At 72.0% G+C, this 24,270-nt stretch carries 23 protein-coding genes and 1 pseudogene; 14 read left to right on the top strand and 10 right to left on the bottom strand.

Annotation, left to right across the window (positions count from 1 at the left end):
* Nucleotides 1–366: 366 nt before the first annotated feature.
* The 7 genes from AB0D94_RS31585 to AB0D94_RS31555 all read left to right on the top strand — a co-directional run bounded on the left by AB0D94_RS31585 (nucleotide 367) and on the right by AB0D94_RS31555 (nucleotide 6,750).
* Entirely contained in the window at nucleotides 367–783 is a 417-nt protein-coding gene (locus tag AB0D94_RS31585; RefSeq protein ID WP_362058965.1) for an SsgA family sporulation/cell division regulator, read from the top strand.
* 266 nt (nucleotides 784–1,049) lie between these two features.
* On the top strand, nucleotides 1,050–2,687 hold the full coding sequence (locus AB0D94_RS31580) for an ABC-F family ATP-binding cassette domain-containing protein (RefSeq protein WP_362058962.1): 1,638 nt from the start codon (nucleotides 1,050–1,052) through the stop codon (nucleotides 2,685–2,687).
* Nucleotides 2,688–3,044: 357 nt separating this feature from the next.
* Entirely contained in the window at nucleotides 3,045–4,016 is a 972-nt protein-coding gene (locus AB0D94_RS31575) for an acyl-ACP desaturase (RefSeq protein ID WP_362058959.1), read from the top strand.
* A gap of 107 nt (nucleotides 4,017–4,123) precedes the next feature.
* Nucleotides 4,124–4,429, top strand: coding sequence for a hypothetical protein (locus AB0D94_RS31570; RefSeq protein WP_362058956.1), 306 nt, complete (start codon nucleotides 4,124–4,126; stop codon nucleotides 4,427–4,429).
* Complete coding sequence (locus AB0D94_RS31565; protein ID WP_362058953.1) at nucleotides 4,422–5,555, top strand: hypothetical protein; 1,134 nt, start codon at nucleotides 4,422–4,424, stop codon at nucleotides 5,553–5,555. Before AB0D94_RS31570 ends, AB0D94_RS31565 begins: the two co-directional genes overlap by 8 nt.
* The gene (locus tag AB0D94_RS31560) at nucleotides 5,552–6,172 is read left to right on the top strand and encodes a hypothetical protein (protein WP_362058950.1); all 621 of its coding nucleotides are present in this window, start codon (nucleotides 5,552–5,554) and stop codon (nucleotides 6,170–6,172) included. Before AB0D94_RS31565 ends, AB0D94_RS31560 begins: the two co-directional genes overlap by 4 nt.
* Nucleotides 6,173–6,189: 17 nt before the next feature.
* Nucleotides 6,190–6,750, top strand: a complete 561-nt coding sequence (locus tag AB0D94_RS31555; protein ID WP_362058947.1) for a hypothetical protein — start codon at nucleotides 6,190–6,192, stop codon at nucleotides 6,748–6,750.
* Here the strand turns inward: AB0D94_RS31555 and AB0D94_RS31550 are convergent, their stop codons facing one another.
* The gene (locus AB0D94_RS31550; RefSeq protein WP_362058944.1) at nucleotides 6,751–6,996 is read right to left on the bottom strand and encodes a WhiB family transcriptional regulator; all 246 of its coding nucleotides are present in this window, start codon (nucleotides 6,994–6,996) and stop codon (nucleotides 6,751–6,753) included. It abuts the gene before it with no gap.
* Between the two features lie 405 nt (nucleotides 6,997–7,401).
* On the opposite strand from AB0D94_RS31550, the gene AB0D94_RS31545 reads away from it, so the two are divergent.
* Nucleotides 7,402–8,868 (top strand): hypothetical protein, encoded by a 1,467-nt coding sequence (locus AB0D94_RS31545; protein ID WP_362058941.1) that lies wholly within the window; start codon nucleotides 7,402–7,404, stop codon nucleotides 8,866–8,868.
* 38 nt (nucleotides 8,869–8,906) lie between these two features.
* Here AB0D94_RS31545 and ligD read toward each other — a convergent pair whose 3' ends face one another.
* Nucleotides 8,907–9,926: a non-homologous end-joining DNA ligase gene (ligD, locus tag AB0D94_RS31540; RefSeq protein WP_362058938.1), complete on the bottom strand. Its 1,020-nt coding sequence runs from the start codon at nucleotides 9,924–9,926 to the stop codon at nucleotides 8,907–8,909.
* Between the two features lie 75 nt (nucleotides 9,927–10,001).
* Between ligD and AB0D94_RS31535 the strand changes: the two genes are divergently transcribed.
* Complete coding sequence (locus AB0D94_RS31535) at nucleotides 10,002–11,069, top strand: ATP-dependent DNA ligase (RefSeq protein ID WP_362058935.1); 1,068 nt, start codon at nucleotides 10,002–10,004, stop codon at nucleotides 11,067–11,069.
* Between the two features lie 138 nt (nucleotides 11,070–11,207).
* On the opposite strand, the gene AB0D94_RS31530 is transcribed toward AB0D94_RS31535, so the two are convergent.
* Complete coding sequence (locus AB0D94_RS31530) at nucleotides 11,208–12,590, bottom strand: NAD(P)-binding protein (RefSeq protein ID WP_362058932.1); 1,383 nt, start codon at nucleotides 12,588–12,590, stop codon at nucleotides 11,208–11,210.
* A gap of 125 nt (nucleotides 12,591–12,715) precedes the next feature.
* Complete coding sequence (locus AB0D94_RS31525) at nucleotides 12,716–13,711, bottom strand: NAD(P)/FAD-dependent oxidoreductase (RefSeq protein WP_362058929.1); 996 nt, start codon at nucleotides 13,709–13,711, stop codon at nucleotides 12,716–12,718.
* 66 nt (nucleotides 13,712–13,777) lie between these two features.
* Here AB0D94_RS31525 and AB0D94_RS31520 point away from each other — a divergent pair, with 66 nt between their 5' ends.
* Together AB0D94_RS31520 and AB0D94_RS31515 are read left to right on the top strand one after the other, a co-directional pair.
* Nucleotides 13,778–14,392, top strand: a complete 615-nt coding sequence (locus tag AB0D94_RS31520) for an XRE family transcriptional regulator (RefSeq protein WP_362058926.1) — start codon at nucleotides 13,778–13,780, stop codon at nucleotides 14,390–14,392.
* A complete protein-coding gene (locus tag AB0D94_RS31515; protein WP_362058923.1) occupies nucleotides 14,389–14,877 on the top strand; it encodes an NUDIX domain-containing protein in 489 nt (162 codons plus the stop codon). The genes AB0D94_RS31520 and AB0D94_RS31515 overlap by 4 nt, the downstream gene beginning before the upstream one ends.
* Nucleotides 14,878–15,021: 144 nt before the next feature.
* On the opposite strand, the gene AB0D94_RS31510 is transcribed toward AB0D94_RS31515, so the two are convergent.
* From AB0D94_RS31510 to AB0D94_RS31495, 4 genes are all read right to left on the bottom strand, one after another.
* Complete coding sequence (locus AB0D94_RS31510; RefSeq protein WP_362058920.1) at nucleotides 15,022–15,684, bottom strand: GPP34 family phosphoprotein; 663 nt, start codon at nucleotides 15,682–15,684, stop codon at nucleotides 15,022–15,024.
* A gap of 71 nt (nucleotides 15,685–15,755) precedes the next feature.
* Entirely contained in the window at nucleotides 15,756–17,867 is a 2,112-nt protein-coding gene (locus tag AB0D94_RS31505) for an MDR family MFS transporter (protein WP_362058917.1), read from the bottom strand.
* Between the two features lie 99 nt (nucleotides 17,868–17,966).
* The gene (locus tag AB0D94_RS31500) at nucleotides 17,967–19,322 is read right to left on the bottom strand and encodes a 6-phospho-beta-glucosidase (RefSeq protein WP_362058914.1); all 1,356 of its coding nucleotides are present in this window, start codon (nucleotides 19,320–19,322) and stop codon (nucleotides 17,967–17,969) included.
* A gap of 100 nt (nucleotides 19,323–19,422) precedes the next feature.
* Nucleotides 19,423–20,409 (bottom strand): helix-turn-helix domain-containing protein, encoded by a 987-nt coding sequence (locus tag AB0D94_RS31495; protein WP_362058911.1) that lies wholly within the window; start codon nucleotides 20,407–20,409, stop codon nucleotides 19,423–19,425.
* A gap of 217 nt (nucleotides 20,410–20,626) precedes the next feature.
* Between AB0D94_RS31495 and AB0D94_RS31490 the strand changes: the two genes are divergently transcribed.
* The 3 genes from AB0D94_RS31490 (at nucleotide 20,627) to AB0D94_RS31480 (ending at nucleotide 23,101) form a co-directional block, all read left to right on the top strand.
* Entirely contained in the window at nucleotides 20,627–21,295 is a 669-nt protein-coding gene (locus tag AB0D94_RS31490; protein ID WP_266939893.1) for a helix-turn-helix transcriptional regulator, read from the top strand.
* A gap of 64 nt (nucleotides 21,296–21,359) precedes the next feature.
* Nucleotides 21,360–21,917, top strand: a complete 558-nt coding sequence (locus tag AB0D94_RS31485; RefSeq protein ID WP_362058907.1) for a toxin-antitoxin system, toxin component — start codon at nucleotides 21,360–21,362, stop codon at nucleotides 21,915–21,917.
* Nucleotides 21,914–23,101: an MAB_1171c family putative transporter gene (locus AB0D94_RS31480; protein WP_362058904.1), complete on the top strand. Its 1,188-nt coding sequence runs from the start codon at nucleotides 21,914–21,916 to the stop codon at nucleotides 23,099–23,101. The genes AB0D94_RS31485 and AB0D94_RS31480 overlap by 4 nt, the downstream gene beginning before the upstream one ends.
* 52 nt (nucleotides 23,102–23,153) lie before the next feature.
* Here the strand turns inward: AB0D94_RS31480 and AB0D94_RS31475 are convergent, their stop codons facing one another.
* Both AB0D94_RS31475 and AB0D94_RS31470 read right to left on the bottom strand, forming a co-directional pair.
* A complete protein-coding gene (locus tag AB0D94_RS31475; RefSeq protein WP_362058901.1) occupies nucleotides 23,154–23,930 on the bottom strand; it encodes a hypothetical protein in 777 nt (258 codons plus the stop codon).
* A gap of 43 nt (nucleotides 23,931–23,973) precedes the next feature.
* Nucleotides 23,974–24,270, bottom strand: a pseudogene (locus AB0D94_RS31470) (hypothetical protein); the annotation flags it as partial.

Here is a 24,270-nt window from a genome sequence, read left to right as displayed (position 1 = left end):
AAGTCTCATGGCGCCGGAAGCTAACGCACCCCGGATCGGCCGTCCAGGGTGCCTCGGCACCGCCGACGGGCGCGCTCCGGCTCCGGGCGGGAGGGCCCGCCGGGGCACTCGGGCTGCGCGTTGGGCCTGTGGAGTGATCGGTAACCAGCCCTTCTGCGACCGTTCCGGGACACCCGGAACTGATCGTTCCGCCTTTGTGCACTTCCCTCGATCGGTCACTCTGTGCGATCACACGGACAGGATCCGGCCAATCGGTGACACAGCTCACGTCATCTCGCATGCACGGATTTGCCGATTCCGGCGTCTATCCGGTTGCCGGACTCCACCCCTCAGCCCGGCAGCAGATCCGCCGCAAGGGAGTGAGCCTTGATCACTGTCATCGAGCAGGCCGTTCAGGCCCGTCTGGTCGCCACCGCGCCGAAGGTCGAGACCGTGCCCGTCACCCTCTGCTACGACCGCGCCGATCCCTTCGCCGTGCGCATGGCCTTCCCCGCCCCCGCCACGCTCGAGGGCATCGAGGTCTCGTGGACCTTCGCGCGCGAGCTGCTGGAATCCGGACTGGACCGCCCCTCGGGCAGCGGTGACGTGCGGGTGCGCCCGTACGACGGCGACCGCACCACGATCGAGTTCCACGCCCCCGAGGGCGTCGCCATCGTGCTGATGACGACGGCCGAGCTGCACCGCTTCCTGGAACGGGCCGCGACCGTGGTGCCGCCGGGGCTGGAGCACCTCTACCTCGACATGGACCACAGTCTGGCCGAGCTGATGCGCGACACCTGCTGAGCAGACCGGCCGGGCGGCCGGGCAAACCGGGCGGACAGGCGGACCAGGCGGGCCACCCTCCGCCCCCGCGGCCCGTTAATTCGATTGCGGGCGGCTCCGGCCGCCCGTAGTTTCGTATGCGCCCCATTGCCGCCGAAACGGAGTAGGACATTGCTCTTCTGAGGTCCGAGACACCGACCCACCCCACCGTGACCTTCCGCGTCATCGGCTGACCGTCGGCTGTCTCCCCGCGTTGCACGCACCACTCACGCAACCTGGAGGCCTCTATGAGTCACGCCCCTGCTTTCATCACCTGCTCCGCTCTCTCCTTCGACTGGCCCGACGGCACTCCCGTCTTCGACGGTTTCCAACTGGCCGTCGGCCCCGGCCGGACGGGCCTCATCGGCCTCAACGGATGTGGCAAATCAACCCTGTTGAAGCTCATCGCGGGGGAACTGACCCCGTCCGAGGGTCAGATCTCCGTCGCCGGCCGGGTCGGCTACCTGCCACAGAACCTCACGCTCGACACGGGACTGCGCGTGGACGAGGCGCTCGGGATCCATGCGGCACGCGCCGCCCTGCACGCCATCGAGGCCGGCGAGGCAACGGAGGCGAACTTCGCCGCCGTCGGCGACGACTGGGACGTGGAGGAGCGGGCCCTGGCCACGCTCGACCAGCTCGGGCTCGCCAGGATCGGCCTGGACCGCACCGTCGGCGAACTCTCGGGCGGCGAGTGCGTGCTGCTGCGGCTGGCCGCCCTGCTGCTCGCCCGCCCGGACGTGCTGCTCCTGGACGAGCCCACCAACAACCTGGACCTGCGCGCCCGTCGCCGCCTGTACGCGGCGGTGGAATCGTGGACCGGGGTGATGGTCCTGGTCAGCCACGACCGGGAGCTGCTGGAGCGCGTCGACCAGATCGCCGACCTGCACGACGGCGAAGTGCGCTGGTACGGCGGGAACTTCACGGACTACGAGGCGATGCTCGCCGCCGAGCAGGACGCGGCCGAGCGGATGGTCCGGGTCGCGGAGGCCGACGTACAGCGGCAGAAGCGCGAACTGGCCGACGCCCAGGTCAAATTGGCACGGCGCAAGCGGTACGGCCAGAAGATGTACGAGAACAAGCGCGAGCCGAAGATCGTGATGGGCGCCCGCAAGCGCGCCGCGCAGGAGTCGGCGGGCAAGCACCGGATCATGCACACCGAGAAGCTGGCCCAGGCGAAGGAGCGGCTGGACCAGGCGGTGGAAGCGGTGCGCGACGACGACGAGATCCGCATCAAGCTGCCCGCCACCCAGGTCCCGCCGGGGCGGCGCGTGCTCACCCTGAGCGACCTGCGCCTGGCGTACGGGGCGGCCGTCCGGGGCGAGTGGGAGCTGCGCGGACCGGAGCGGGTCGCGCTCGTGGGCCGCAACGGCTCGGGCAAGACCACGCTGCTGCGCACGGTCGCGGGACAGCTGGCGCCGGTGTCCGGGGAGGCGACGGCGCACGTGACCACGCGGTTCCTGCCGCAACGGCTGGACGTGCTCGACGAGAGCCGCTCGGTCGTGGAGAACGTGGCGCGGTTCGCCCCGCAGGCCACGAACAACCTGATCCGGGCGCGGCTCGCGCACTTCCTGTTCCGCGGCGCCCGCGCGGACCGGCCGGCCGGCACCCTGTCGGGCGGCGAGCGCTTCCGGGCGGCGCTGGCCGCGCTGCTGCTGGCGGAGCCCGCACCGCAGCTGCTCATGCTGGACGAGCCGACGAACAACCTGGACCTGGCGAGCGTGCGGCAGCTGACGGACGCGCTGGATTCCTACGAGGGCGCGCTCGTGGTGGCCAGTCATGACGTGCCGTTCCTGGAGTCGATCGGCATCACGCGGTGGCTGCTGCTGGACGGCGAGCTGCGGCCGACCACGGCCGAGGAGGTCCGCCAGACCCTGTGGCAGTGACCGAAGTCACCCGGGGGAGGCTTTCCGTGCCGTCATCGGCTCGGACGGCCTCCCCCTCGGCGTAGCCCCGGGCGGGAAGCCGTACGCCGCTGCGGCCGGGCCCACCTCGTAGGTCACCGTCCGGGCCGAGGCCCTCGGGGTGCCGACTCCGCCGTCAAGGCGGGTCCGCATGGACCACGTACGGGCGTGACTTTGTGTGCCGCGGTACCCCGCCAGACCCCTTCCAAACTGCATAGATAACTGGATGTAACCGGACATATGCCTGGCTGGGGCTTGGCTGGCCTTGATGTCGCGCTTAACCTACGACTCCGTAGGCTACGGAACCGTAGGTAATTCGCTTTGCACCCAGGAGTACCCGTGACGATCACCTCTCCCCACCTCGGCAGCTCGGAGGCGTGGACCGACGCCAAGCTGCTGTTCGCGCTGGAAGAGGTGGTCGAGAAGGAACTCAACCGCCATCTGACGGTCACCAAGGACTGGATGCCCCACGAGTACGTCCCGTGGAGCGACGGCCGGAACTTCCCGGGCTTCTTCGAGGACGGCGAGGCCTGGGACCCGGAGCAGTCCAAGGTCACCGAGATCGGCAAGATCGCGCTGGTCGTGAACCTGCTGACCGAGGACAACCTCCCCAGCTACCACCACGAGATCGCCTCGCTCTTCGGGCGCAACGGCGCGTGGGGCACCTGGGTGCACCGCTGGACCGCCGAGGAGGGCCGCCACGGCATCGTGATGCGCGACTACCTGCTGGCCTCGCGCGCCGTGGACCCGGACAAGCTGGAAGCGTTCCGGATGCAGCACATGTCGGAGGGCTTCGAGTCCGACAACCGGCACTCGATGCTGCACTCGGTCGCGTACGTCGCCTTCCAGGAGCTCGCCACCCGCATCTCGCACCGCAACACCGGCCACCAGTCCGGTGACCCGGTCTGCGACCGGATGCTGGCCCGCATCGCGCAGGACGAGAACCTGCACATGGTCTTCTACCGCAACCTGCTGGGCGCGGCCTTCGAGCTCGCCCCGGACCTGACGATGCAGGCCGTACGGGACGTCGTGGTCAACTTCCGGATGCCCGGACACGGCATGCCCGGCTTCGAGCGGATGGCCGCGCAGATGGCGATCGGCGGGGTGTACAACCTGCGGATCCACCACGACGACGTACTGAGCCCCGTGATCCGCTTCCTGAAGATCATGAACATCGACGGCCTCGGCCCCGAGGGCCAGAAGGCCCAGGAGGAGCTCGGCCTCTTCATGAACGGCCTGGACTCCGAGGCCCGCAAGTTCGACGAGCGCCTGGCCGCCCGCGCGGCGCGCATCGCGGCCCGCAAGGGCTGACCTCAGCTCCGGCCTGGGTACGTCCGCGGGCCTGACCGGTTTCCGCTCGCTCACCCGAGTGACGCCGATTGCCCTGGCAGAGCCGTGCTCTGCCAGGGTTTCGCGTCATGACCTCGCTCCGGGTGGACATCGACCAGCTGACCCGCCTGACCCGCGCCCTGGACGCTTCCTTGCTCTCGCTGCGCGAGGCCCGGCGGGCGCTGGACCACGTACGGGCCGACCAGCTCGGCACGGCGGACCTCGACGCCGCCTGCGACGGCTTCCAGGAACGGTGGGCCCACGGCACTCGGGAGCTGACCAAACGCGTCAAGCGCGTACGGGAGGGCGTGGACCGCAGCGCGACGGAGTACGCGGAGCTGGAGGCGGCCGTCCGCGAGGCCTTCCGCCGTGCGGCGGCCGACGCCCATGGCTGAGCAGCCCGCCCTCGGCTTCGACCCGGCCCCCGGGAATCCCGCGGCGGTCCTGGCCCTGACCAAGAAGCTGAGCGCCTCGGCCGCCTCCCTCGGCGAGGCCGCCCGCGTCGTGACCGCCCTGGTCTCCCAGAGCTCGGCCTGGCAGGGCGAGGCCGCCACCGCCTTCCGCGCCTCCCTCTCGGACGAGCTTCCCCGCTACCTCCGCTCGGCCCACACCTCCCTGGCGGAGGCGGCCCGCCGGCTCACGACCTGGCACGACACCCTCGTCGCGCACCGCACCCTGGCGGACCGCTACGCCGCCCGGGCCGCCGCGGCCACGACGGAGGAGTCCCTGTCCGACACCCACCGCCTGGCCCGCGAACTCGCCTCGGAACACGCGGCGGCGGCCCGCCGGGTGGCCCAGGCCCTGAACGCGGCCGCCGACCGGCTGGCGCCGAAGGAACCGGGCGTCCTGGCCTCGATCTGGCACAAGATCGTGGACGACCCGGGCGACGCCTTGTCGAATACTTCAGCGATCCTGGCATTTCTGGGCGCCGGCGCGGCACTGATGTGCCCACCTGCTGGAATGGCCATCATGCTCGTGGCCGGCGGGCTCTCGTTGGCAGCGCTCACGACTCACCTGGCGGACCCGAAGTTCCGGAAACCACTGGTGGACGGAGTTACGAAGGGTGAGTTCGACGCAGACTTCTGGAAGAGCTCGGTCACGCTCCTCGGCGACACCGCCGGCTCGGTCCCGGGTGTCGCAGCGGTCGCCTCCGGTGCGAAGGCGGGCACTGCAGCCGCCCGCGCGGCAATGGCCACGGCCCCAGAGGCCAGCGCGCTGACAGCCTTGTCGCCGGGGGCATCCTCCTTCCGGAGCACGACGTGGAGCACCTCGAACACACTGCGTGAGGTGGAAAGCCCCCTCACGGCATGGGCATTGCGATCATCGCCGCAAGTCACGAGGGACCGGGTGGGCGTGGCGATCGCCGGTGCGGGCGCGGGTACGGCGTTCCTCGACTACGCGTCCGACAGCGACGCCGTCGAGCATGGCTCCACAACAGCCGACGGCGTCCGGGTCTCGCTGGAAGAAGCACCCTCTGCCGTGGCGAAATCGCGCCAATTCTGGACGGTGGTGAGGCCATGACGCACAAGGACGGGATGCCGCCCGTCTGGTTTCGTCTTCCGCCAGGATTCCACGACATCGGGCCGGAGGATCGAGCCTCCTTGGACGCCGTAGCGCAGGCTCTGGACAGCCAGGATGCCCAGCGGGAACTGGCACAGCTCATGGACGGCCTCGACGAGCTGGCCGGGCTGGACGTCGTACACACCGCGATCGGGTTGCATCCGGACGACCCTGTCGGGGTCTGCACCTCGCTGTTCTCCATGACTGTCCGTCTCGCCGGTGACCCAAGTCCACGGGTGGCGGCGGCCAGAACCGCGCTCGGAATCGCGCGCTCCCCTCTGTGGGAGGCGTCCTTGCGCCGCTGCATCGATCTGGCGTCATCGCTGCCGTGCTATCTCATCGCAGGAACGCTGGCCCTGTCGGGGTCAAAGCAGCGGGTATTTCAGGCCAGGATCGCCGCATGTCACCCAGGCGGCATGCACGTGCTCGTCCTTGATCTCACCAGTGCGGCAATCCAGCACGGCGCCGCCTACACGGACATCCTCGAAGCGATCGCCCACACCATCAGCTTCACCGATCCGAATCCCAGTCCCTCCGCCGCGCCGATGACCTCGCGCATTTCGGAGCTGCTCCTGTGACGCCCGCACTCGCCAAGGTGGCTTGGGATCACACTCCGACCCCGCTCGGCTACAAGCAACTGGTCTTCCGCCGTGCCGTCTGGGTGCTCGGTCTCGGCGTACCTCCCGTGGTCGCCCTCGGCTGCATCGGCCATGTTCCTCATGCCGGGACGGGCTTCGCACTGATCACGCTGCTGGTGTCCCCCTTCCTGCCCTGGGTCGTGATCGCTTTCGTCCGGCGGCGTCGTGTTGCGGCCGTGCTGCAGGCCTATCCGTGGCAGGAGTTCCCGTGCCGCCACCCTCGCAGGGCATCGGGAAGTCCTGCCTCGATCACGATCCCGTTCAGGGAGGACTTCACGGCCACGTTGCGGATCATCCCCTTCCCCGTCGATCTGGTGGAGCTGGAGAACGGTCACCCGGACCGGATCTGGTTCGCGGGGGACCCCCGCTTCGGTGGGGTCGTGTCGCCCGTCGGGGGGCACTACCCCGTGCGGGTCGTGCCCCATACTCCGCGGCGGGAGGAGTGCGGTGGCGAAGGGTTCGAACTCGCGCTGCGCGTCGGGCTGGTGCGGCGCAGCGGGAAGGGGACGCGGACCTGATCAGCCGCGGGGGCGCAGGGCGAGGCGTTCGGATTCCGACAGGCCGCCCCAGACGCCGAAGCGCTCGTCGTTGGCCAGGGCGTACTCCAGGCAGGCCGCCCGCCCCTCGCACGCCCCGCACAGCCGCTTCGCGTCCCGCAGGGACGAGCCGGGCTCCGGGAAGAAGAAGCTCGGGCCCGTCTGGGCGCAGAGGGCGAGGTCGTACCAGGCAGGGGCGGTGGTGGTGGAAGCGGTGTTCATCGACATGCCGGAGATACTGACGGCCGCCGATGGACGTCCGATCAACGCCTGATCAACACCAGTTCACGGCCCCGCCGCCGACGCCCCGGCGCGGCTCAAGAGGAGGGGCTGACGGTCCGCGACCTGGCCGGCCGCCATCAGGTTCCGAGACGGCTCGTCCCGTAGGCCCTCACCAGCGGCAGACCTCTGGCCCTGACAACAGGAGAGCGGCGTTCCGTCAGGGTGGGCTTCGGCGTCATGGGCGAGATCCTTGCACGGCACTTGCTCAGAGCCCGAGTGATTAAAACGGCAGGCAGGTCCTTCTCAACGAGCACGGTCCGCCCAGGTCAGCAAGCCACCGCCGACTGTCTTCCATGAGAACGGCCGGCCCCGCGGGCGTTACCCCGGGCCCGGCCGACGGGTTGTCCCGGCATGACGACGCCTCTCCCCGGGCTCCCGGCCCACCGCGCCGGCTCGGTGCCCTTGGCCCTTCGCGACGACTGGGAGCAGCTGTCCATGGGCGACCGGGCGGCGTTCCTCGCGCGACGCGTTGCGGCGGGACGCTGGGCGTACGGGGCGCAGGAGGCCTGGCAGCGGGGTCGGCCGTGGCAGCCGATGCGCCCGCTGGTCATCGCCCACCGCGACTACGAGGCGCTGGGAGCGGTCGCGGAGCGGCTGTTGCGGCTGGCGGTCGACGCCTGCCGCAGGCGGGCCGGCACGGTGGGCGAGCTGCGGGAGGTGATGCGTGACCGGTGCCCGCAGCGGTTGCTGACCCCCGACCGGCCGCTGGAGCACGACGAGGTGCTGCGCGTCGCCCGACCCGATGTCCTGCTGTGCCGGGGTGTCCCGAAGTTCCTGGAGCTGAACATCTCGGCCACCATCTACGGGATCCCGGCGCTGGATCGCATGGCCGACGCCTACGCCCGGTTGTGGCCCGGCGCCGCCCTGTCCGCCCCCACCCCGGTCCTGGGCGCCCGCTCAGCCCTGCTGGCCGCCCTGATGTCCCGGCGGAGCGGGCCTGGTGGCCGCCTTCTCGTGCCGACCTGGCGCAGCCGCGTGGGGCAGGCCGCGAAGCTCGGCAACCGGCGGGCGCTGCGTGCCTACCTGCGGCCGACCGTCGAATCCGCCACGAGCGCGGGGCTGGACGTCGTGGTGGAGGACCTCAGCCGGTTGCGCACCGATGAGCACGGCCGTCTGCAGGCGGGCGGCAAGCGTGTCGACATGGTCCTCAACTGGTTCCACTCCTGGATGATCACGGATGACTCGGGCGGCGTGGACGCGATCGCCGCCGCGCTGGCCGCCGGCACCGTGGAGCTGTTCCTGCCGGAGACGATGCGGCTGCTGCGGAGCAAGGAGATCCTGGCCTGGCTCTACGAGGACCTCGACCTGCTGCCCGCCGAGGACCGCGATCTGGTCCTCTCACACGTCCCCTGGACCGCATGGGCCGGGCCCCAGCAGTCCCGCACGGACCGGGACAGCGTCGTGCGCCGCGCGCTGCGGGACCGGGCGGACCTGGTTCTCAAGCCCGCCAACGAAGGCAGCGGCCGCGGAGTGGTGTTCGGCGCCGACCTCGACAGCGACAGCTGGCGCGCCCTCGTCACCGAGAGCGCCCGGCAGGGGACCGTCGTCGTCCAACGCCGCGTGGAGGGTGACACCGTCCGGATGCCGTTCCTCGACCCTTCGTCCGGCGCACAGTGCGATCTCCGGGTTCCGTACGTGCTCTCCCCGTTCCTGGTCGGTGGCCGGATCTGCGGAGCTCTGGTCCGTCACGTCGGGCCGGACCGCACCGGCGGCCGGGTGATCAACCTCGGTGCTGGTGCGCTGGCCAACACCACGCTCCTCACGGCGTGGACGCACGACCGCAGGATCACCGACACCGCAGGATCTTCGACGGGCTGAACGGTCACGCGTAGGCCGCCCGTTCCGGAACCCCTCCGTCAGTCCTCGTGTTTCGCGCGGCTCGGCTGGACCCGCTTCGGTTCGCCCGGCATCTTCGGGTAGTCCGGGGGGTACGGCATGTCCCCCAGGCCGTGGTCGTGTTCGTCGCGGTCGGCGAGTTCCAGTACGGCGTCCAGGGCGAAGGCGTGCTCGTCCATGTCGGCGTGCAGATCGCCCAGTTCGGCGAAGCGGGCCGGCATCGTCACGATGTCGAAGTCACGCGGTTCCGCGTCGTCCACCTCGTCCCAGCGCAGCGGGGCCGACACCGGGGCGTGCGGGCGGGGGCGGACGGAGTAGGCGGAGGCGATCGTGCGGTCGCGCGCCGTCTGGTTGTAGTCGACGAAGATCCGCTCGCCGCGCTCCTCCTTCCACCAGGCCGTCGTGACCTTGCCCGGCATCCGGCGCTCCAGTTCCCGGCCGAGGGTGATCGCGCACCGCCGGACCTCGGTGAAGGTCCACCGCGGCGCGATCGGGACGAAGACGTGCAGTCCGCGGCCGCCCGAGGTCTTGGGCCAGCCCCGCAGGCCCAGTTCCTCCAGCAGGGCCCGCAGTTGATGGGCGGCCGCCACGGCGTGGTGGTAGTCGGTGCCCGGCTGCGGGTCCAGGTCGATGCGCAGTTCGTCGGGCCGGTCGGTGTCTTCGCGCCGCACCGGCCAGGGGTGGAAGGTGAGACATCCCAGATTGGCCGCCCACAGGACGGCCGCGGGCTCGGTGGGGCAGATCTCGTCGGCCGTGCGCCCGCTCGGGAAGGCGATGTGGGCGGTCGGGATCCAGTCGGGCAGGTTCTTCGGTGCCCGCTTCTGGAAGAAGGACTCGCCGTCCACCCCGTCCGGGAACCGTTCCAGGGTCGTGGGGCGGTTGCGCAGGGCGCGCGTGATGCCGTCCGCCACCGCCAGGTAGTACTCGGCCACGTCCCTCTTGGTGAGGCCGCGCTCCGGGAAGTACACCTTCTCCGGGCTGGACAGCCGTACCGTCCGCCCGCCCGCCTCCAGCTCGATCGCATTTCCGGCAGCACCCATGAGCGCCACGGTAGGCGGGCCCGGGCGGGCGCGCATACCGGGCGGGCCCGGACGTACCACCGCAGAATCGAAGGCATGGATCTACCGGTGATGCCGCCCGTGAAACCGATGCTCGCCAAGGCCGTGGCGAAGATCCCGCCCGGGATGCAGTACGAGGCCAAGTGGGACGGCTTCCGCGCCATCGTGCACCGCGACGGTGACGAGGTGGAGATCGGCAGCCGCACCGGGAAGAGCCTGACCAGGTACTTTCCCGAGCTTGTGGTGGCGCTGAAGGAGAATCTGCCCGCGCGGTGCGTCGTGGACGGCGAGATCGTGATCGTTCATGGCGGGCGCCTCGATTTCGACCGGCTGACCGAGCGCATCCATCCCGCGCAGTCCCGGGTCACCCTGCTCGCTGAGAAGACCCCCGCCAGCTTCGTCGCCTTCGACCTGCTCGCGCTCGGCGACGAGCCGCTCCTCGACACGCCGCTCACCGACCGCCGCGCCGCCCTCGCCCACGTCCTGTCCACCGCTCGGCCCCCCGTCCATCTCGCGCCCGCGACCACCGATCCCGCGCTCGCGCAGGAGTGGTTCGAGCGGTTCGAGGGCGCCGGACTCGACGGGGTGATCGCCAAACCGCTCGATCTGCCCTACCGGCCCGACGCCCGGCTCATGTTCAAGATCAAGCACGAGCGTACGGCCGACACCGTCCTCGCGGGTTTCCGTTTCCACAAGAGCGGTCCGATTGTCGGATCGCTGCTGCTCGGCCTGTACGACGACCACGGCGCCCTCCAGCACGTGGGCGTGTGCGCCGCCTTCCCCATGAAGCGCCGCGCCGAGCTGGTCGAGGAGCTCGAACCCCTCCGCATGGCCGACGCCGCAGGTCACCCCTGGGCCGCCTGGGCCGAGGAGGAGGCGCACGAGAGCGCCCGGCTGCCCGGCGCGCAGAGCCGCTGGACCGGGAAGAAGGACCTGTCCTGGGTCCCGCTGCGCCCCACGCGGGTCTGTGAGGTGAAGTACGACCACATGGAGGGCGACCGCTTCCGGCACACCGCACAGTTCCGCCGCTGGCGGCCCGACCGGACGCCGGAGAGCTGCACCTACGCCCAGCTCGAGGAGGTCGTCGGCTACGACCTCGCCGAGGTGCTCGGCCCCGTCACCTGACCGCGGGAGCCGCCGCGCGCGCCCCCGCTCCCGCCCCCGCCGTAGCCCGTGGAGGCCGCGCCGCCTCAGCCCGCCCCCCGCCCCTCCCCCGCCGTAGCCAGCGAAGGCCGCGCCGCCTCAGCCCGCCCCTCCCCCGCCTCAGCCCTCAGTGAGCTTCTCCCACTCGGCCCGGTCCGGCCCGGCCGCGTTCGGCGCGTAGTCCGGCCGCGCGGCCAGCCAGCGGGCCACCCGGGCCCGGACCTCCGGGTCCGCGTACGCCTGCTCCGGCGGGTCCGCCAGGTGCCGGACCCTGGCCCGCGCCCTCATCACCTCGGGGTCCTCCAGGGCGCAGTCGAAGAGCGCGGCCGTCTCGCGCGCCGTCCCGGTCCGCGCCGCCATGGTCGCGAAGCGCTCCCCGACGGCCGCGTCCACGCCGACCTGGAAGTCGAACCACGGCTTCAGCGTGCGGACCGCCCAGGCGTGGTGGTCCGCGGCGAACCGCTCCGAGCCCGGGTCCCGGTGCGCCGTACCGGCCACCCTGCACGCGGCCCACAGGGCGAGCGAAGTGCCCTGCCCGAGGGTCGGGTTGGTGTGCGTGATCGCGTCCCCGACCGGCACCAGTCCCGTCACGACCGGGCCCTGCTCGTCGACCAGCGCGCTCCACCGGTTGTCCAGGCTCGCGGTGGCCAGTACCCCGGACAGCGGCTCGGCGCCCAGGCCGAGCCAGGCCGCGCCGGGCGGGAAGCAGCGCGCGGCGGCCTCGAAGACGGCGGGGTCGCGCAGGGCGGAGCGGGTGGTGTCCCCGGTGTGCACGATCAGGGTCACGGCGAACACCCGGTTGTCGGCCGGGAAGACGGCGCAGCCGGCGAAGGTCCCGCCGGTCACCGCCCACGGGCGGCGCGGGCCCTCCGCCATGCCCTCGGGCAGCCGGTACCAGCGGCAGAAGTACGCCAGCCCGGTGCGGTGGCGTTCCACGACGGAGGGACGGCAGCCCGCGGCGGACAGCCAGCGCTCCACGCCGCCGCGCCGCCCTCCCGCGTCCACGACGAGGTCCCCCGGGTAACTCCCGGCTTCCGTGGTCAGTCCCGTCACCCGGACCCCGGGTTCCGTGGTCAGGCCGGTGACCGGCTCCCCGTACCGCGCGACGACTCCCGGTTCCGCGCGCAGGGCCGTGGCCAGCGCGCTCTCCAGCAGGATGCGACGGGTCTGGATCATGACCAGGTCCTCGTCACCCGGCCGGGCGGGCGGCCGTACGTCGAACCAGTCGAGCTCGTGCCGTTCACGTGCCCCGAGCCGGAGCATCTCCGCGTAGACGTCGGGCAGTTCGTCCCGCAGCACCTTGCGCGCGGCCCCGAGCAGGACGTGCGGCTGCGTCGCCTGCGGTACCGCCGGGCGGCGCCAGCCGAAGAAGTCGCGGTCGAGGGCGGTGCCGGGAGCCCGCGTGTCGCGCTCGAACAGTTCGGCCGTGTGCCCCCGCCGCGCCGCCAGCAGGGCCGTGGCCAGCCCTCCGACCCCTCCGCCTATGACCAACACATGTGTCATGTGTACGCCCCCCTGAGCCGCTGGACCGCCGCACCGTACGACGATCAGACCGCCCAGAGCCTGCGCGAAGGGAGCCGGACCGAAACCCGCACAGTTGTCCGGGACCGGAGCCGGGCGCTTTCCGCTCAGCCCCGCCCCTGGCCGGCGCCCGTACCGGCGCGGTGGACCTCCACCGCCCGCCGCGCCTCCTCCTCGATCAGGTCGTTGTTGATCGCGACGGCGGCCCGCACTCCCTGGGCGGCGGAGCCCGCGAGCTGCTCCATCGGGGCGGTCACGTTGCCCGCGGCCCAGACCCCGGCCAGGGCGGTGGCCCCGGTCGCCGGATCGGAGGCGACGCAGGTGCCGATCACGTGGCCGTCCCGCTCGATCCCGACGGTCGGCAGGCCCAGGCTGGTCAGCACACCCGAACGGGCCTTGAACCGCGGGGCCACCACCAGCGCCCGGCACTCCGCGGAGGTCCCGCCGGCCAGCGTCACCCCCGTCAGCCGGTCCTCGCTGACGGCCAGGCCGGTCACCTCGCCCTCGACGACCTCCACGCCCAGGGCAGCCAGCAGCTCCCGCTCCTGCGCGGTGAGCGCCCAGGTGTGCGCCAGCAGGGTGACGTGCGCGCTCCAGTGCCGCCAGAGCTGGGCCTGGTGCACGGAGACGGGTCCGGTGGCCAGGACCGCGAGCGGCTGGTCCCGGACCTCCCAGCCGTGGCAGTACGGGCAGTGCAGCACGTCCCGCCCCCAGCGCTCCCGGAGCCCCGGCAGCCCGGGGAGCTCGTCCAGCAGGCCGGTGGCGACCAGCAGCCTGCGGGCCCGGACGGTGGAGCCGTCCCCGCAGCGGACCAGGAATCCGCCCTCGGGCAGCGGGTCGGCGGCGACGGCCGTGCCCGGCCGGATCTTCCCGCCGTAACCGGCCACCTCCGCCCGGCCCGCGGCCAGCAGATCGGCCGGGCTCTGCCCGTCGTGGCCGAGGTAGCCGTGCAGGTGCGCGGCGGGGGCGTTGCGCGGGGTGCCCGAGTCGAGGACCAGCACCGAACGCCGGGCCCGGACCAGGGTCAGCGCCCCGGCCAGCCCGGCGGCCCCGCCGCCCACCACCACCACGTCGAACCGGTTGTCCATCTCGTTGTCGTCCATGCCGGCGAGGGTCCGCCCACGGGGGCGCCCTTGACAAATCATGTTGCCGAAGCGGCAAATGGAGTCATGGCCACCGAGGAGCAGGACGAAGAACTCGCGGGCGTGCTCACCGCCGTCGGGCCCCGGCTGCGCGCACTGCGCCGACAGCGCGGGACGACGCTGGCGCAGCTCAGCGAGTCCACCGGAATCTCGCTCTCCACCCTGTCCCGGCTGGAGTCCGGGCAGCGCCGCCCGACGCTGGAGCTGCTGCTTCCGCTGGCCCGGGCGCACCGGGTGGCCCTCGACGAGCTGGTCGGAGCGCCGGAGACGGGGGACCCGCGCATCCGTCCGCGCCCCTTCGTCCGGCACGGCTCCACCTACGTGCCGCTGACCCGCAATCCCGGCGGCGGGGTGAGCGCCTTCAAGCTGATCCTCCCGCCGCACGAGGGGCCGCCGCCCGAGCTCCGCGTCCACGAGGGCTACGAGTGGCTGTACGTGCTCTCCGGACGGGTCCGGCTGCTGCTGGGCCAGCACGACCTCGTCCTCGGCTCCGGCGAGGCGGCCGAGTTCGACACGCACACCCCGCACGCCTTCTTCAATCCGGGTCCGCAGCCGGCGGAGTTCCTCAGCCTGTTCGGTCCGCAGGGCGAGCGGATCCATGTCAGGGCCCGGCCCAGCACTCCACCGGAAGGACGACCATGACCAGCACCGACCAGCGCCCCGAGCGCCCCGAGCGGGCCGTCCCGCAGCCCAATGCCGTCGTCGGCGTGGGGCTGATCGTGGTGGGCCCGGACGGCCGGGTGCTGCTCGGCCAGGCGCACGACGGCCGCTGGGAGCTGCCGGGCGGCAAGGTCGACCCCGGGGAGGGCTTCGAGCAGGCCGCCGCGCGGGAGCTCGCCGAGGAGACGGAACTGCGGGCGGCCCCCGAGGGGATCCGGGTGCTCTCCGTCCAGATCGACGCGAAGTCCGGTACGACCCGGCTGACGGCGGCCGCCGTCACCACCACCGCGCAGGGCGTGCCCACCGTCACCGAGCCGCACAAGATCAGCCAATGGCAGTGGTTCGCCCCGGCCGAGATCCCGGACGCCCTCTACGCCCCCTCGGCGAGCGTCCTGCGCGCCTGGCGCCCGGACCTCACGACGCTGCCAGAGGTGACCTCGTACGCCTACCCGACCGCGACCACCTGACTGCGACCACCTGACCACGACCACCTGAGGACTCCCGGCCCGGCCCCCGCCGACCCGACCGCACCGACGCACCCGCAGCCGGCGCGCCGACCGACCGCGGCCAACGGCACGCCCGCCCCAACCGACGGCCCGGCCCCGCCGGAGCTAGCCCGCCGCCGCGGCCACCGTCACCAGCGTGACGGCCGCCATCGCCGCCTGCATGTCACGGATGGCGGCCCGCACGCCCTCGGCCGCCCACTGGCCGGCGGCTATCTCGGCCGTGCGCGCGGCGACCTGCCTGCGCGGCTGACCGGGAAACGCCACGCGGTGTAGTTTCGCCGAGTGGATGAGGGCGATCAGGCCGGCCGTGCGCTCGTCCGGCTCGGCGCCCTTGAGGACGGCGGCCGTGAGCCGTTCGCGCAGCTCCCGCTCGACCGCGCCGTCGGCCTCCGGGTAGAGGCGCACCGGGAACACGCCGAGGACCTTGCTCTCCCGGGCCGTGACCACGCCCCGCTCGCTCAGTCTCTCCAGCGTGGCACCGACCGCCTTGGTGTGGTCCTTCGTCAGCCAGTCCGTCACCCGGCGCTTGCTGCGCCCCCGCAGCCACGACCCGATCAGCAGGATCCGGCTGTCGAGCAGTTGCTCCCCGGTGGGCGTGGCGTCCGTCAGCTCCAGGTACTTGCCCGTCACCGACACCCGCTCCGCCAGGACGAGTTCGAGCAGGATCCCGCCCGCGGCCGCCCAACCCGCCGCCTGCCGCTGCTTGGCCGACCCGGACTCGTCGTCCAGGGACAGCAGCATGATCTCCTCTGCCAGTGTGATCCCCATGAGCGGTACCCCCGTTTTGCTCGTACGCCTCGGAGGAAGGAACGCCCGGCGCCCGCCGATGGTTCCACCGCCTACACCGGCAGCGACGACCTCGGCGCGAAGTTCCCCTCCCCCAGGTCCTCGGCCAGCAGCCGCTTGGCGATCGCGTCCGCCGCCACCCGCAGTTCGGCGCTCCGCGGCCGCCCCCTGTCCTTCTCCAGCTGGTCGCCGAGCCACTGCGCCCAGGCCTGCGAGATGGTCGCGGCCTCACGCTCCCCCGCCGGGGTGAGCGTGAGGAAGCTGCCCTCCCGCGTCAGGTACCCCTCCTCCATCATCCGGTCGAACACCGGCAGCAGTACCTCGGGCGGCACCGAACGCCGCGAGGCGATCAGGCCCAGGCTGGCGTGGCCGACGGTCCGCGTCAGCAGTTCCACCTGCATCACCGCCCACGCACCCCCCATGTCCAGCCGCGTGTCGGAGGCGTTCACGATCCCGCGCGCCGTCTCCGGGCCCATGTTCCGCACCAGCTTGCCCACGGCCAGCTCCAGCAGCTTGGCCGAGTCCCCGGAGGCCGTGGCGGGCGAGGCGAAGCCGTCGCCCATGTCCGTCGACCCGGCGCGGGCGCTGTCGCGCAGTTTCACCTGCTTGAGGAAGAGGGCGACCACGAAGCCGACCACCGCCACCGGCACCGTCCACAGGAACACCGTCTGCAGCGCGTCCGCGTACGCCGCGATCACCGGGGCGGCCGCCTCCGGTTCCAGTCCGCGCACTCCCTGCGGGCTCTGCGCGGCCGCGCCCAGCTGCGCCGGATCCGCGCCGGTGGCCCGGGCCGCCTCGCCGACCGCCGATTCCAGCGCGGGCGCCAGGCTGTTGGCGTAGATGGTCCCGAAGACGGCGGTGCCGAAGGAGCTGCCGAGCGTACGGAAGAAGGTGACGCCGGAGGTGGCCGTGCCGAGGTCGGCGTAGTCCACGGTGTTCTGCACGGCGATGGTCAGCACCTGCATGCACAGGCCGATGCCGGTGCCCAGCACGAACATGTAGAAGGACTCCAGCCAGGTGCTGGTCCCTGGCCCCATCAGCGACAGCAGGTACAGACCGACGCCCATCACCGCGCAGCCCACGATGGGGAAGATCCGGTAGCGGCCCGTCTTGCTGGTGACGTTGCCGCTGAAGATGGAGGCGATCAGCAGGCCGATGACCATCGGCAGCGTCCGCACCCCCGACACGGTGGCCGAGTCCCCGTCCACGTACTGGAGGTAGGTCGGCAGGAAGGTCATCGCGCCGAGCATCGCGAAGCCGACGACGAAGCTCAGTACCGAGCAGACGGAGAAGACCGGGTTGCGGAACAGCCGCATCGGGAGCATCGGTTCGGCGGCCCGGACCTCCGCCACGCAGAACAGCGCCAGGGCCAGGGCGCCGCCCACGAACAGGCCGATGATCACCCCGGAGGTCCAGGCGTACTCGTTGCCGCCCCAGCTCGTGGCCAGGATCAGGGCGCTCGCCCCGACCGTCACCAGCGCGATGCCGAGGTAGTCGATCACGGTCCGGCCGGCGGCCCGTACCGAGGGGATGGTCCGCGCGGCCGCGACCACCACCAGGATGGCGATGGGCACGTTGACGTAGAAGCACCAGCGCCAGCTCAGGTGGTCCGTGAACAGCCCGCCCAGCAGCGGTCCGATGACGGTGGCGACGCCGAAGACGGCGCCGATCGCGCCCTGGTACTTGCCCCGTTCGCGCAGCGGCACCACATCGGCGATCAGCGCCATCGAGGTGACCATCAGGCCGCCCGCGCCGATGCCCTGCACGCCCCGCCACAGGATGAGGAGGGTCATGTTGCCGGCGAGGCCGCACAGGAAGGAACCGGTGATGAAGATGACCGCCGAGACCTGGAAGATCAGTTTCCGGCCGAAGAGGTCACCGAACTTGCCGACCAGCACCGTCGCGACGGTCTCCGCGAGCAGGTAGGCCGTCACCACCCACGACATGTGGTCGCCGCCGCCGAGGTCCGCCACGATCGTGGGCAGGGCGGTGCCCACGATGGTCTGGTCGAGGGCGGCCAGCAGCACGCCCAGCATGATCGTGCCGAAGATGACGTTGCGCCGCCGCCGGTCGAGCACCGGGGGCGCCGCATACGGTGCGGCGGGAGCGTCGGCCGGGGCAGTGGTCACATCTCGCACTCTCACAGCGCCCCCGCCCCGCCGCATGCGCACTGGGCCGTACGGGGGACCCGTACGAGTGGCTCCTACGGGGGCCCGTACGAGGGACCCGTACGGGGGACGGGGACGCTGGAGCCCGGCGAAGGATCAGCGCAGGTACGCCAGGCCCGGATGGGCCGCCGCGTAGCCGTCCAGCAGCCTGCGCGCCACGCCCACCGAGTCCACCAGCGGATGCAGCGCGAAGGCCTTCACCGCGTCCGCCCGGGAACCGCTCGCCGTGGCCGCCAGGACCTCCCGCTCGACCGCCTTGACGGCCGTGACCAGCCCCACGGCGTGCAGCGGCAGCGGGGCGACCGCCACCGGATGGGCGCCGTTCGCGTCGACCAGGCAGGGCACCTCGATGACGGCATCGTCGTCGAGCACGGACAGCGTGGAGCGGTTGCGGACGTTCAGGATCAGCGTGGCCCGCTCGTCGCGGGCGATGGCCCGCATCAGCGCCAGCGCGACCTTCTCGTAGCCCCCGGACTCCAGGTCGCTCTCGTCGCGGTCGCCGGCCCCCGCCGCCTCGCGGTTCTCGGCCATGTACGTGGCCTCGCGCTCGGCCCTGGTCCGGTCCCAGGCGGCGAGCGCCTCCCCGGCCGGCAGCCCGGCCCGGCCGGCCTCGGCGTAGAAGCCGCGCTGCTGGTCGCGCAGGAAGGCGCCGCGGGTCTGCTTCGCCTCCTGGTAGGCCCGTACGGTGTCACGGTTGAAGTAGTAGTAGTGCAGGTACTCGTTCGGGATCGCGCCCAGCGAGCGCAGCCACTGCGCCCCGAAGAGCCTGCCCTCCTCGAAGGACTCCAGGGCCTCGGTGTCGGCCAGCAGCCGGGGCAGTTCGTCGCGGCCGCCGATGCGCAGCCCGCGCACCCAGCCCAGGTGGTTGAGGCCGACGTAGTCGATCCAGGCCTCCTGCGGCCGGGCGCCCAGCAGCCGGGCGATGCGCCGGCCCAGGCCCACGGGCGAGTCGCAGATGCCGATGACCCGCTCCCCGAGTTCCTCGGCCATCGCCTCGGTGACCAGTCCGGCCGGGTTGGTGAAGTTGATGACCCAGGCATCGGGGGCGGTGCGGGCGATCCGCCGGGCGATCTCGCGGACCACCGGCACGGTCCGCAGGCCGTACGCGATGCCGCCCGCGCCCACGGTCTCCTGGCCGAGCACTCCCTCGGCGAGGGCGATCCGCTCGTCCGCGGCGCGGCCCTCCAGGCCGCCGACGCGGATGGCGGAGAAGACGAAGTCGGCCCCGCGCAGGGCCTCATCGAGGTCGGTGGTGGCCGTCACGGCCGGGGCGTCCGGCACTCCGGCGGCGGCCGCCTGGCCGGCGAGCACCCGGGCCATGGCGCCGAGCCGCGCGGAATCCTCGTCGTACAGCGTCACATGGGACACCCGGCCCTCGGCATGGTCGCCGAGGAGTGCTCCGTAGACGAGCGGTACCCGGAATCCGCCCCCGCCCAGGATCGTCAGCCGCACGCCCCTACCGCCCTTCGCCCGTCACCGCACCGCGCCGGTGCCACGATCCGTGGCATCCCCGCCCCACACCGGCGGCGGGGCACCAGTGTCCCCCGGGAGGTCACTCCCCCAGCGGCGGCACGGCGCGCAGGCGGGTCGCCTGCTGGCGCGGAATCCCCGCGCCGCGGACCGGGCCGAGCTGTGCGCCCTGCGGTGCGGAGAGGATCAGGGTGATCCGGGTCAGCCCCATCTCGCCCAGCATCCGGCTGCTTTCGGCCACCATCCGGCAGCGCACCAGCCCCCAGCCCGGGTCGGGGTGGCGCACGGTGCGCACCGCCCCGTCCTGCTCGGCGGCGTCGGCGCCGTGGGTGCTCAGCCAGTGCGGCACCCCGTAGCGGTAGGCCGCCTCCATGAACGGGTCGCGGGCCACCTCCTGGCGGATGCTGCGCAGCCCCTCGTCCTCGGGGGCGCCGGCCAGCGCGTTCGCGAACTGGGCCAGCAGCGGCACGCACCAGGCCGGTTCGTGGTCCTCCAGCACCGCGGCGGCGTCCGGGTGGAACAGCACGAAGCGCAGGAAGTTGTCGTCCGGCAGGGCCGTGGGATGCGGCCGTACGGACTGGAAGAGCTGGTCGAAGGCCGAGTTGGTCAGCGCGACGTCCCAGCGGTGGTCCACCAGGAAGCTCGGGTACGGCACGGCCTCCATGAGCGCCGCGTAGTCGCACAAGTAGTCGCGCTGGGCCGGGTCCTCGGGCAGCCTGCTGTCCTCGGAGGCCCGCCAGGTGAGCGGCGGGTCGCGGTCCACCATGACGCGGAAGAGCCAGAAGCACTGCCGCTCGCTCATCTCCAAGGCCTCGGCCAGGGCGAGCAGTTTGCGGTCAGTCCACTCCTTGACCAGGCCCCGTTCCCAGTTCCCGTACGCACGGACGCTGATGCGCAGGCGTGCGGCGAGGTCTTCCTGGCTCAGGCCCAGTTCTTCGCGGCGCTGACGCAAAATCTCCTTGCGTCGCTCCGACCGCACGGCGCCGCGTGCCGACTCATCGCCCGCCAGGCGCTCCTCGCCGGCTCGGGCGAGGCCATCGGACGGGCCCACCGCTGCGAGATGTGGCACCGAGAGCTCCCCCTCCTCACGGTCTGGATCTTCATTGCCTTTGGCGATCCTGCTACCGACTTCATTCGAGTGTCAACTATTGTGGCAATTCCAGCCTTGCGACAGCTCATTCCCGCCACAGCTGTGGCAAGTTCTGGTCCTCCGGAGGCGGAGCGGATAGATTCCAATGGCCGACCACGTGCCCGTACCGATCTCGCGCGATCTAGGAGAACCACTGGTGACAGACGGCTTCCCGGCTCCCGTCGCGGTGGCCAACGCACCCCTGGCAGCCACCGTCACGCGGGTAGCCGAACTCGCGGGCAAGATGGGCCGCGAGCTGAACCAGGTCTTCGACCTGCGCCGGCTCTCGGAGGCCTCCGGCGTCCCCACGGACGTGGTCAGGACCCTGCTGGAAGGACGGCCGGCCGGCGAGCCCGATCTGCAGGCCCGCTTCCTCCAGCGCCTCGACCTGCTCCGGCGCACCCGGGTCAAACCCAACGGGCGCCGGTACACGCAGCAGGAGATCGCCGACGGCGCCGGCATGTCGCGCCAGCAGGCCGGGGCCCTGATCAACGGCGACCGCCGGCCCACCATGGAACACTGCGACGCGATCCAGCGCTTCTTCGGCGTCCACGCGGGCTTCCTCACCGCCCACGACGCCGACGCGCTGACCGACGCGCTGCAACGGACCGAGCAACAGCTGCTTCAGGACTTCGCGGGCCGCGCGCGGGAAACCGTTCCGGCCGCGGCCGCTTCGGCGGGCGATCCGCTGGCAAGACTCCTCCAGAACCACGGTGTGCGGGGTATCGCCTGGCGCGCCGCCCAACTGCCCAGCGACAAGCACCGGGACAAGGTGACCGAATGGCTGGACATGCTCCTCGAAAGCGTCAAACCGAACGAATCCTGACCCAGGCGAAAGTCTGGGTCTGATCCTTGAGTCCTGATCCGGATCCGCGCCGACGGGGAGAACGGTGAGCATAGGCAGAGAGCAGCGGCGGTTGTGCGGGGAGCTGGTGGCCGGCATCCGGCTGACCGCGCCCGTGGAACCCGTGGACCTCTACGCCGCCCTCTGCGAGGGCATGAGCAGACACCGTGGCCGCCGGGTGGACTTCCGGATGGCCTCGTTCCCGCCGGGGACGGCCAGCGGTCTGTGGCTCGACATGGCGGACCGCGATCTGGTGGTCATCGAGGAACGCACGGCTCCGGACCACCAGCTGGTGATCCTGGGCCACGAGCTGTGGCACATGAAGGCCGGCCACTGCAGCCACCACGTCGACGGCGCCGCCGTCGCCGCGCGGCTCCTGACGGACCAGGCGGACATCGGCGAGACCGTCCGCCGCGTCGCCGCGCGCACGCGCGCCGACGTCCAGGAGGAGACGGAGGCCGAGACCTTCGGCTTACTGCTGGGCAGCAGATGCAGGACATGGCTGGCCGGATCGGCGGGCCACCGGGCTCCGGCCCAGCGTGACCAGTTGGCGGGCCGGATCGAGGCCTCGCTCGGATACCGGGGGCACAGGAACGACCGTTGAACGGTGAGGACTACTACATACCGGCAGCCGCGATGGCGATCTCACTCGCCTTCAAGCTGCCCGCCCTGCGGCACAACTGGCGCGATCCGCTGCTGCGGTCGGTCTGCGCCCTGCTGACCCTGGCGGGAGCGGTGTTCGCCTTCGCCGCCCCGCCCACCATCGCGGCCGTCAACCGCTGGACCGGGATCGTCAACGTCTCGGCCCCCCTCGTGTACTGCCTGATCACCGCGTTCAGCGCCTCCTGCCTGGTCCTGATGGTCAACTGGCGGGGCGGGCCGCCCGAACAGACCAGACGCGTCTCGCGGCGCTGGATCCTGGGCTACAGCGTCGTCATCGTGATCCTGATCGTGATGTTCGCCCTCGGTGACACCCCCGTCGAGCGGCTGCGCGACTTCGACACCTTCTACGCCAACACGCCCTTCATCGGCCAGATGATCGCCCTCTACCTGCTGGCGCACCACGTGGCCGCCGTGGTGATGGTTGTCCTGTGCTGGCGCTGGTCCCTCCAGGTGCGCGGCTGGCTGCGGGTCGGCCTGGTGATCATCGTCTCGGGCTACATCTTCAACCTCACGTACGACGCCACCAAGATCTCCGCGGTCGTCGCCCGCTGGCTGGGGCACAACCTGGACGGCCTGAGCACCTACGTCGCCCCGCCGCTCGCCGCCCTGGGCGCGCTGATCAGCGCCATGGGCTTCGTCGTCCCGCTCGTCTGCCAGCGCCTCGCGGACAACTGGCACACCTGGAAGACCTACCGCCGGCTCGGCACCCTCTGGCACGAGGTGCAGATCTCCGCGCCCAGCGGCACCCCGTCCGTGCAGATGTCCTGGTGGTCCGCCGCCGAGCTGCGGGTGATCCAGCGCGAGTCGGACATCCACGACGGATTCCTGCACCTGGGGCCGTACTTCGACACGCGCCACCGCGACGGCGCCTACGAGCGCGCCGTCGCGGCGGGGGCCGACGAGGAGACCGCCCGCGCGGTCGCCGACGCCGCCATGGTCGCGGCCGCCGTCCAGGCCCGCTCCGCGGACCCCGAGGGCAAGGTCATCGTGGCCAGCGAGGAGACGGTGCTCGACACCGCCGACGGGCCCCGCGACCTCCTGAAGATCTCCCACGCCCTGCGGCACTCGCCGGTGGTCGAGGCGGTCCGGCGCCGGGCGGCGGCCTTGTCGGGCAGCGGCCTGTAGGCCGGCGCCTCCCACCGGACCGGACGGTTCCGGTCCGGTGGCCGACGGGAGATCAGCGTGCGGCGGCCACCGCCAGGGTCGGGAACAGCTCCTGGAAGGGTGCGGCCGAATCGATCCCGTCCCGTCCGTAGGGCGCGTCGAAACTCCACACCATGAACAGCAGGAACACGATCAGCGCACTGAACAGCCCGGCCAGCAGCAGCTCCCGCCCGGAGCGGCGGATCTGCAGGGTGAAGATCAGCCCGACCGTGACCACCCCGCCGACCAGCAGCCCGAACCACACCACGCTCGGGAGCGTGGACTCGGAGCTCTGGGTCCGCGAGTGCCGCGCGTCGTCGGCCGTGGCGATGTGGTCCAGCAGCGGCTGGTAGGCCTGCGCCTGGAGCTCGGTGGCCGGGCTCTGGTGGGTGACGTCGCTGCGCAGCTTGCCGAGCAGCTGGCCGCCCTCGGGCGAGGCGGTCTCGCCGGAGGTCAGCAGCGGCCAGTCCACGGCGACGGTGTGGGTGACGTACGCGTCCACCTCGCCGCGGATCCGGTCGCGGACGGCGGCCGGGTAGACGTCGGCGCGCTGCGTGACCTCGTACAGCGCCTGGGCCTCGCGGCGCACGCTGTCCTCGGCGGCGCCGCGCGCCTCCCAGACCCCCGCGATGGCCAGACCGAGCACGATCGCGTAGACCACGCCCACCATCATCGTCATGTACTCGATGACGTCGGGGGTTTCGCTGGTGTCCTCGTCATCCGCGGCCCGGCGGTGCCGGATCGTGGTGATGGTGAGGACGAGGGCGCAGACGAGCGCCATGGCGATGGCCAGGACCAGCCATTCGGACACGTGGATTCTCCCGGTGTGGATCGGTGGTGGGGGTGCGCGGAGGTCAGCCGCGGCTCTTGGAGCGCGGCCGCAGTGCGGCGGCCGCGAGGACGGCCGGGGTCGTGACGACCGCCATGAGCATCACGGTGGACAGGCCGTCGGGACCGCGCCGCTCCAGGGCGGCCGAGCGGTACGGGCGCACGTGGAAGGCGCTCGCGCGCGCGGTGGCGGCCCTGGGCCGGGGCGGGTCGGGGGTGTCGGCCGGGTCCGGCGCGGGCCGGTGCGGGCGCGGTGCGGGCTGTGCCGGACGGTCCTGGAGTGCGACACCTAGGTTCCGGCGCCGTCGGGGTAGCGGGGGTGA

The organism is Streptomyces sp. NPDC048255, assembly GCF_040652415.1.
Classification (GTDB): domain Bacteria; phylum Actinomycetota; class Actinomycetes; order Streptomycetales; family Streptomycetaceae; genus Streptomyces.
Note: the sequence above shows the minus strand (reverse complement) of the source record. Positions and strands in the feature narration are given on the sequence as shown.

What these genes read in the sequence shown, in the direction of transcription:
- AB0D94_RS31525 (WP_362058929.1), bottom strand. Translation starts at nt 13,711, where the DNA reads ATGGACGACAACGAGATGGACAACCGGTTCGACGTGGTGGTGGTGGGC.
- AB0D94_RS31550 (WP_362058944.1), bottom strand. Translation starts at nt 6,996, where the DNA reads ATGTCGATGAACACCGCTTCCACCACCACCGCCCCTGCCTGGTACGAC.
- AB0D94_RS31505 (WP_362058917.1), bottom strand. Translation starts at nt 17,867, where the DNA reads ATGCGGCGGGGCGGGGGCGCTGTGAGAGTGCGAGATGTGACCACTGCC.
- AB0D94_RS31520 (WP_362058926.1), top strand. Translation starts at nt 13,778, where the DNA reads ATGGCCACCGAGGAGCAGGACGAAGAACTCGCGGGCGTGCTCACCGCC.
- AB0D94_RS31545 (WP_362058941.1), top strand. Translation starts at nt 7,402, where the DNA reads ATGACGACGCCTCTCCCCGGGCTCCCGGCCCACCGCGCCGGCTCGGTG.
- AB0D94_RS31530 (WP_362058932.1), bottom strand. Translation starts at nt 12,590, where the DNA reads ATGACACATGTGTTGGTCATAGGCGGAGGGGTCGGAGGGCTGGCCACG.
- AB0D94_RS31570 (WP_362058956.1), top strand. Translation starts at nt 4,124, where the DNA reads ATGACCTCGCTCCGGGTGGACATCGACCAGCTGACCCGCCTGACCCGC.
- ligD (WP_362058938.1), bottom strand. Translation starts at nt 9,926, where the DNA reads ATGGGTGCTGCCGGAAATGCGATCGAGCTGGAGGCGGGCGGGCGGACG.
- AB0D94_RS31535 (WP_362058935.1), top strand. Translation starts at nt 10,002, where the DNA reads ATGGATCTACCGGTGATGCCGCCCGTGAAACCGATGCTCGCCAAGGCC.
- AB0D94_RS31565 (WP_362058953.1), top strand. Translation starts at nt 4,422, where the DNA reads ATGGCTGAGCAGCCCGCCCTCGGCTTCGACCCGGCCCCCGGGAATCCC.
- AB0D94_RS31580 (WP_362058962.1), top strand. Translation starts at nt 1,050, where the DNA reads ATGAGTCACGCCCCTGCTTTCATCACCTGCTCCGCTCTCTCCTTCGAC.
- AB0D94_RS31515 (WP_362058923.1), top strand. Translation starts at nt 14,389, where the DNA reads ATGACCAGCACCGACCAGCGCCCCGAGCGCCCCGAGCGGGCCGTCCCG.
- AB0D94_RS31510 (WP_362058920.1), bottom strand. Translation starts at nt 15,684, where the DNA reads ATGGGGATCACACTGGCAGAGGAGATCATGCTGCTGTCCCTGGACGAC.
- AB0D94_RS31560 (WP_362058950.1), top strand. Translation starts at nt 5,552, where the DNA reads ATGACGCACAAGGACGGGATGCCGCCCGTCTGGTTTCGTCTTCCGCCA.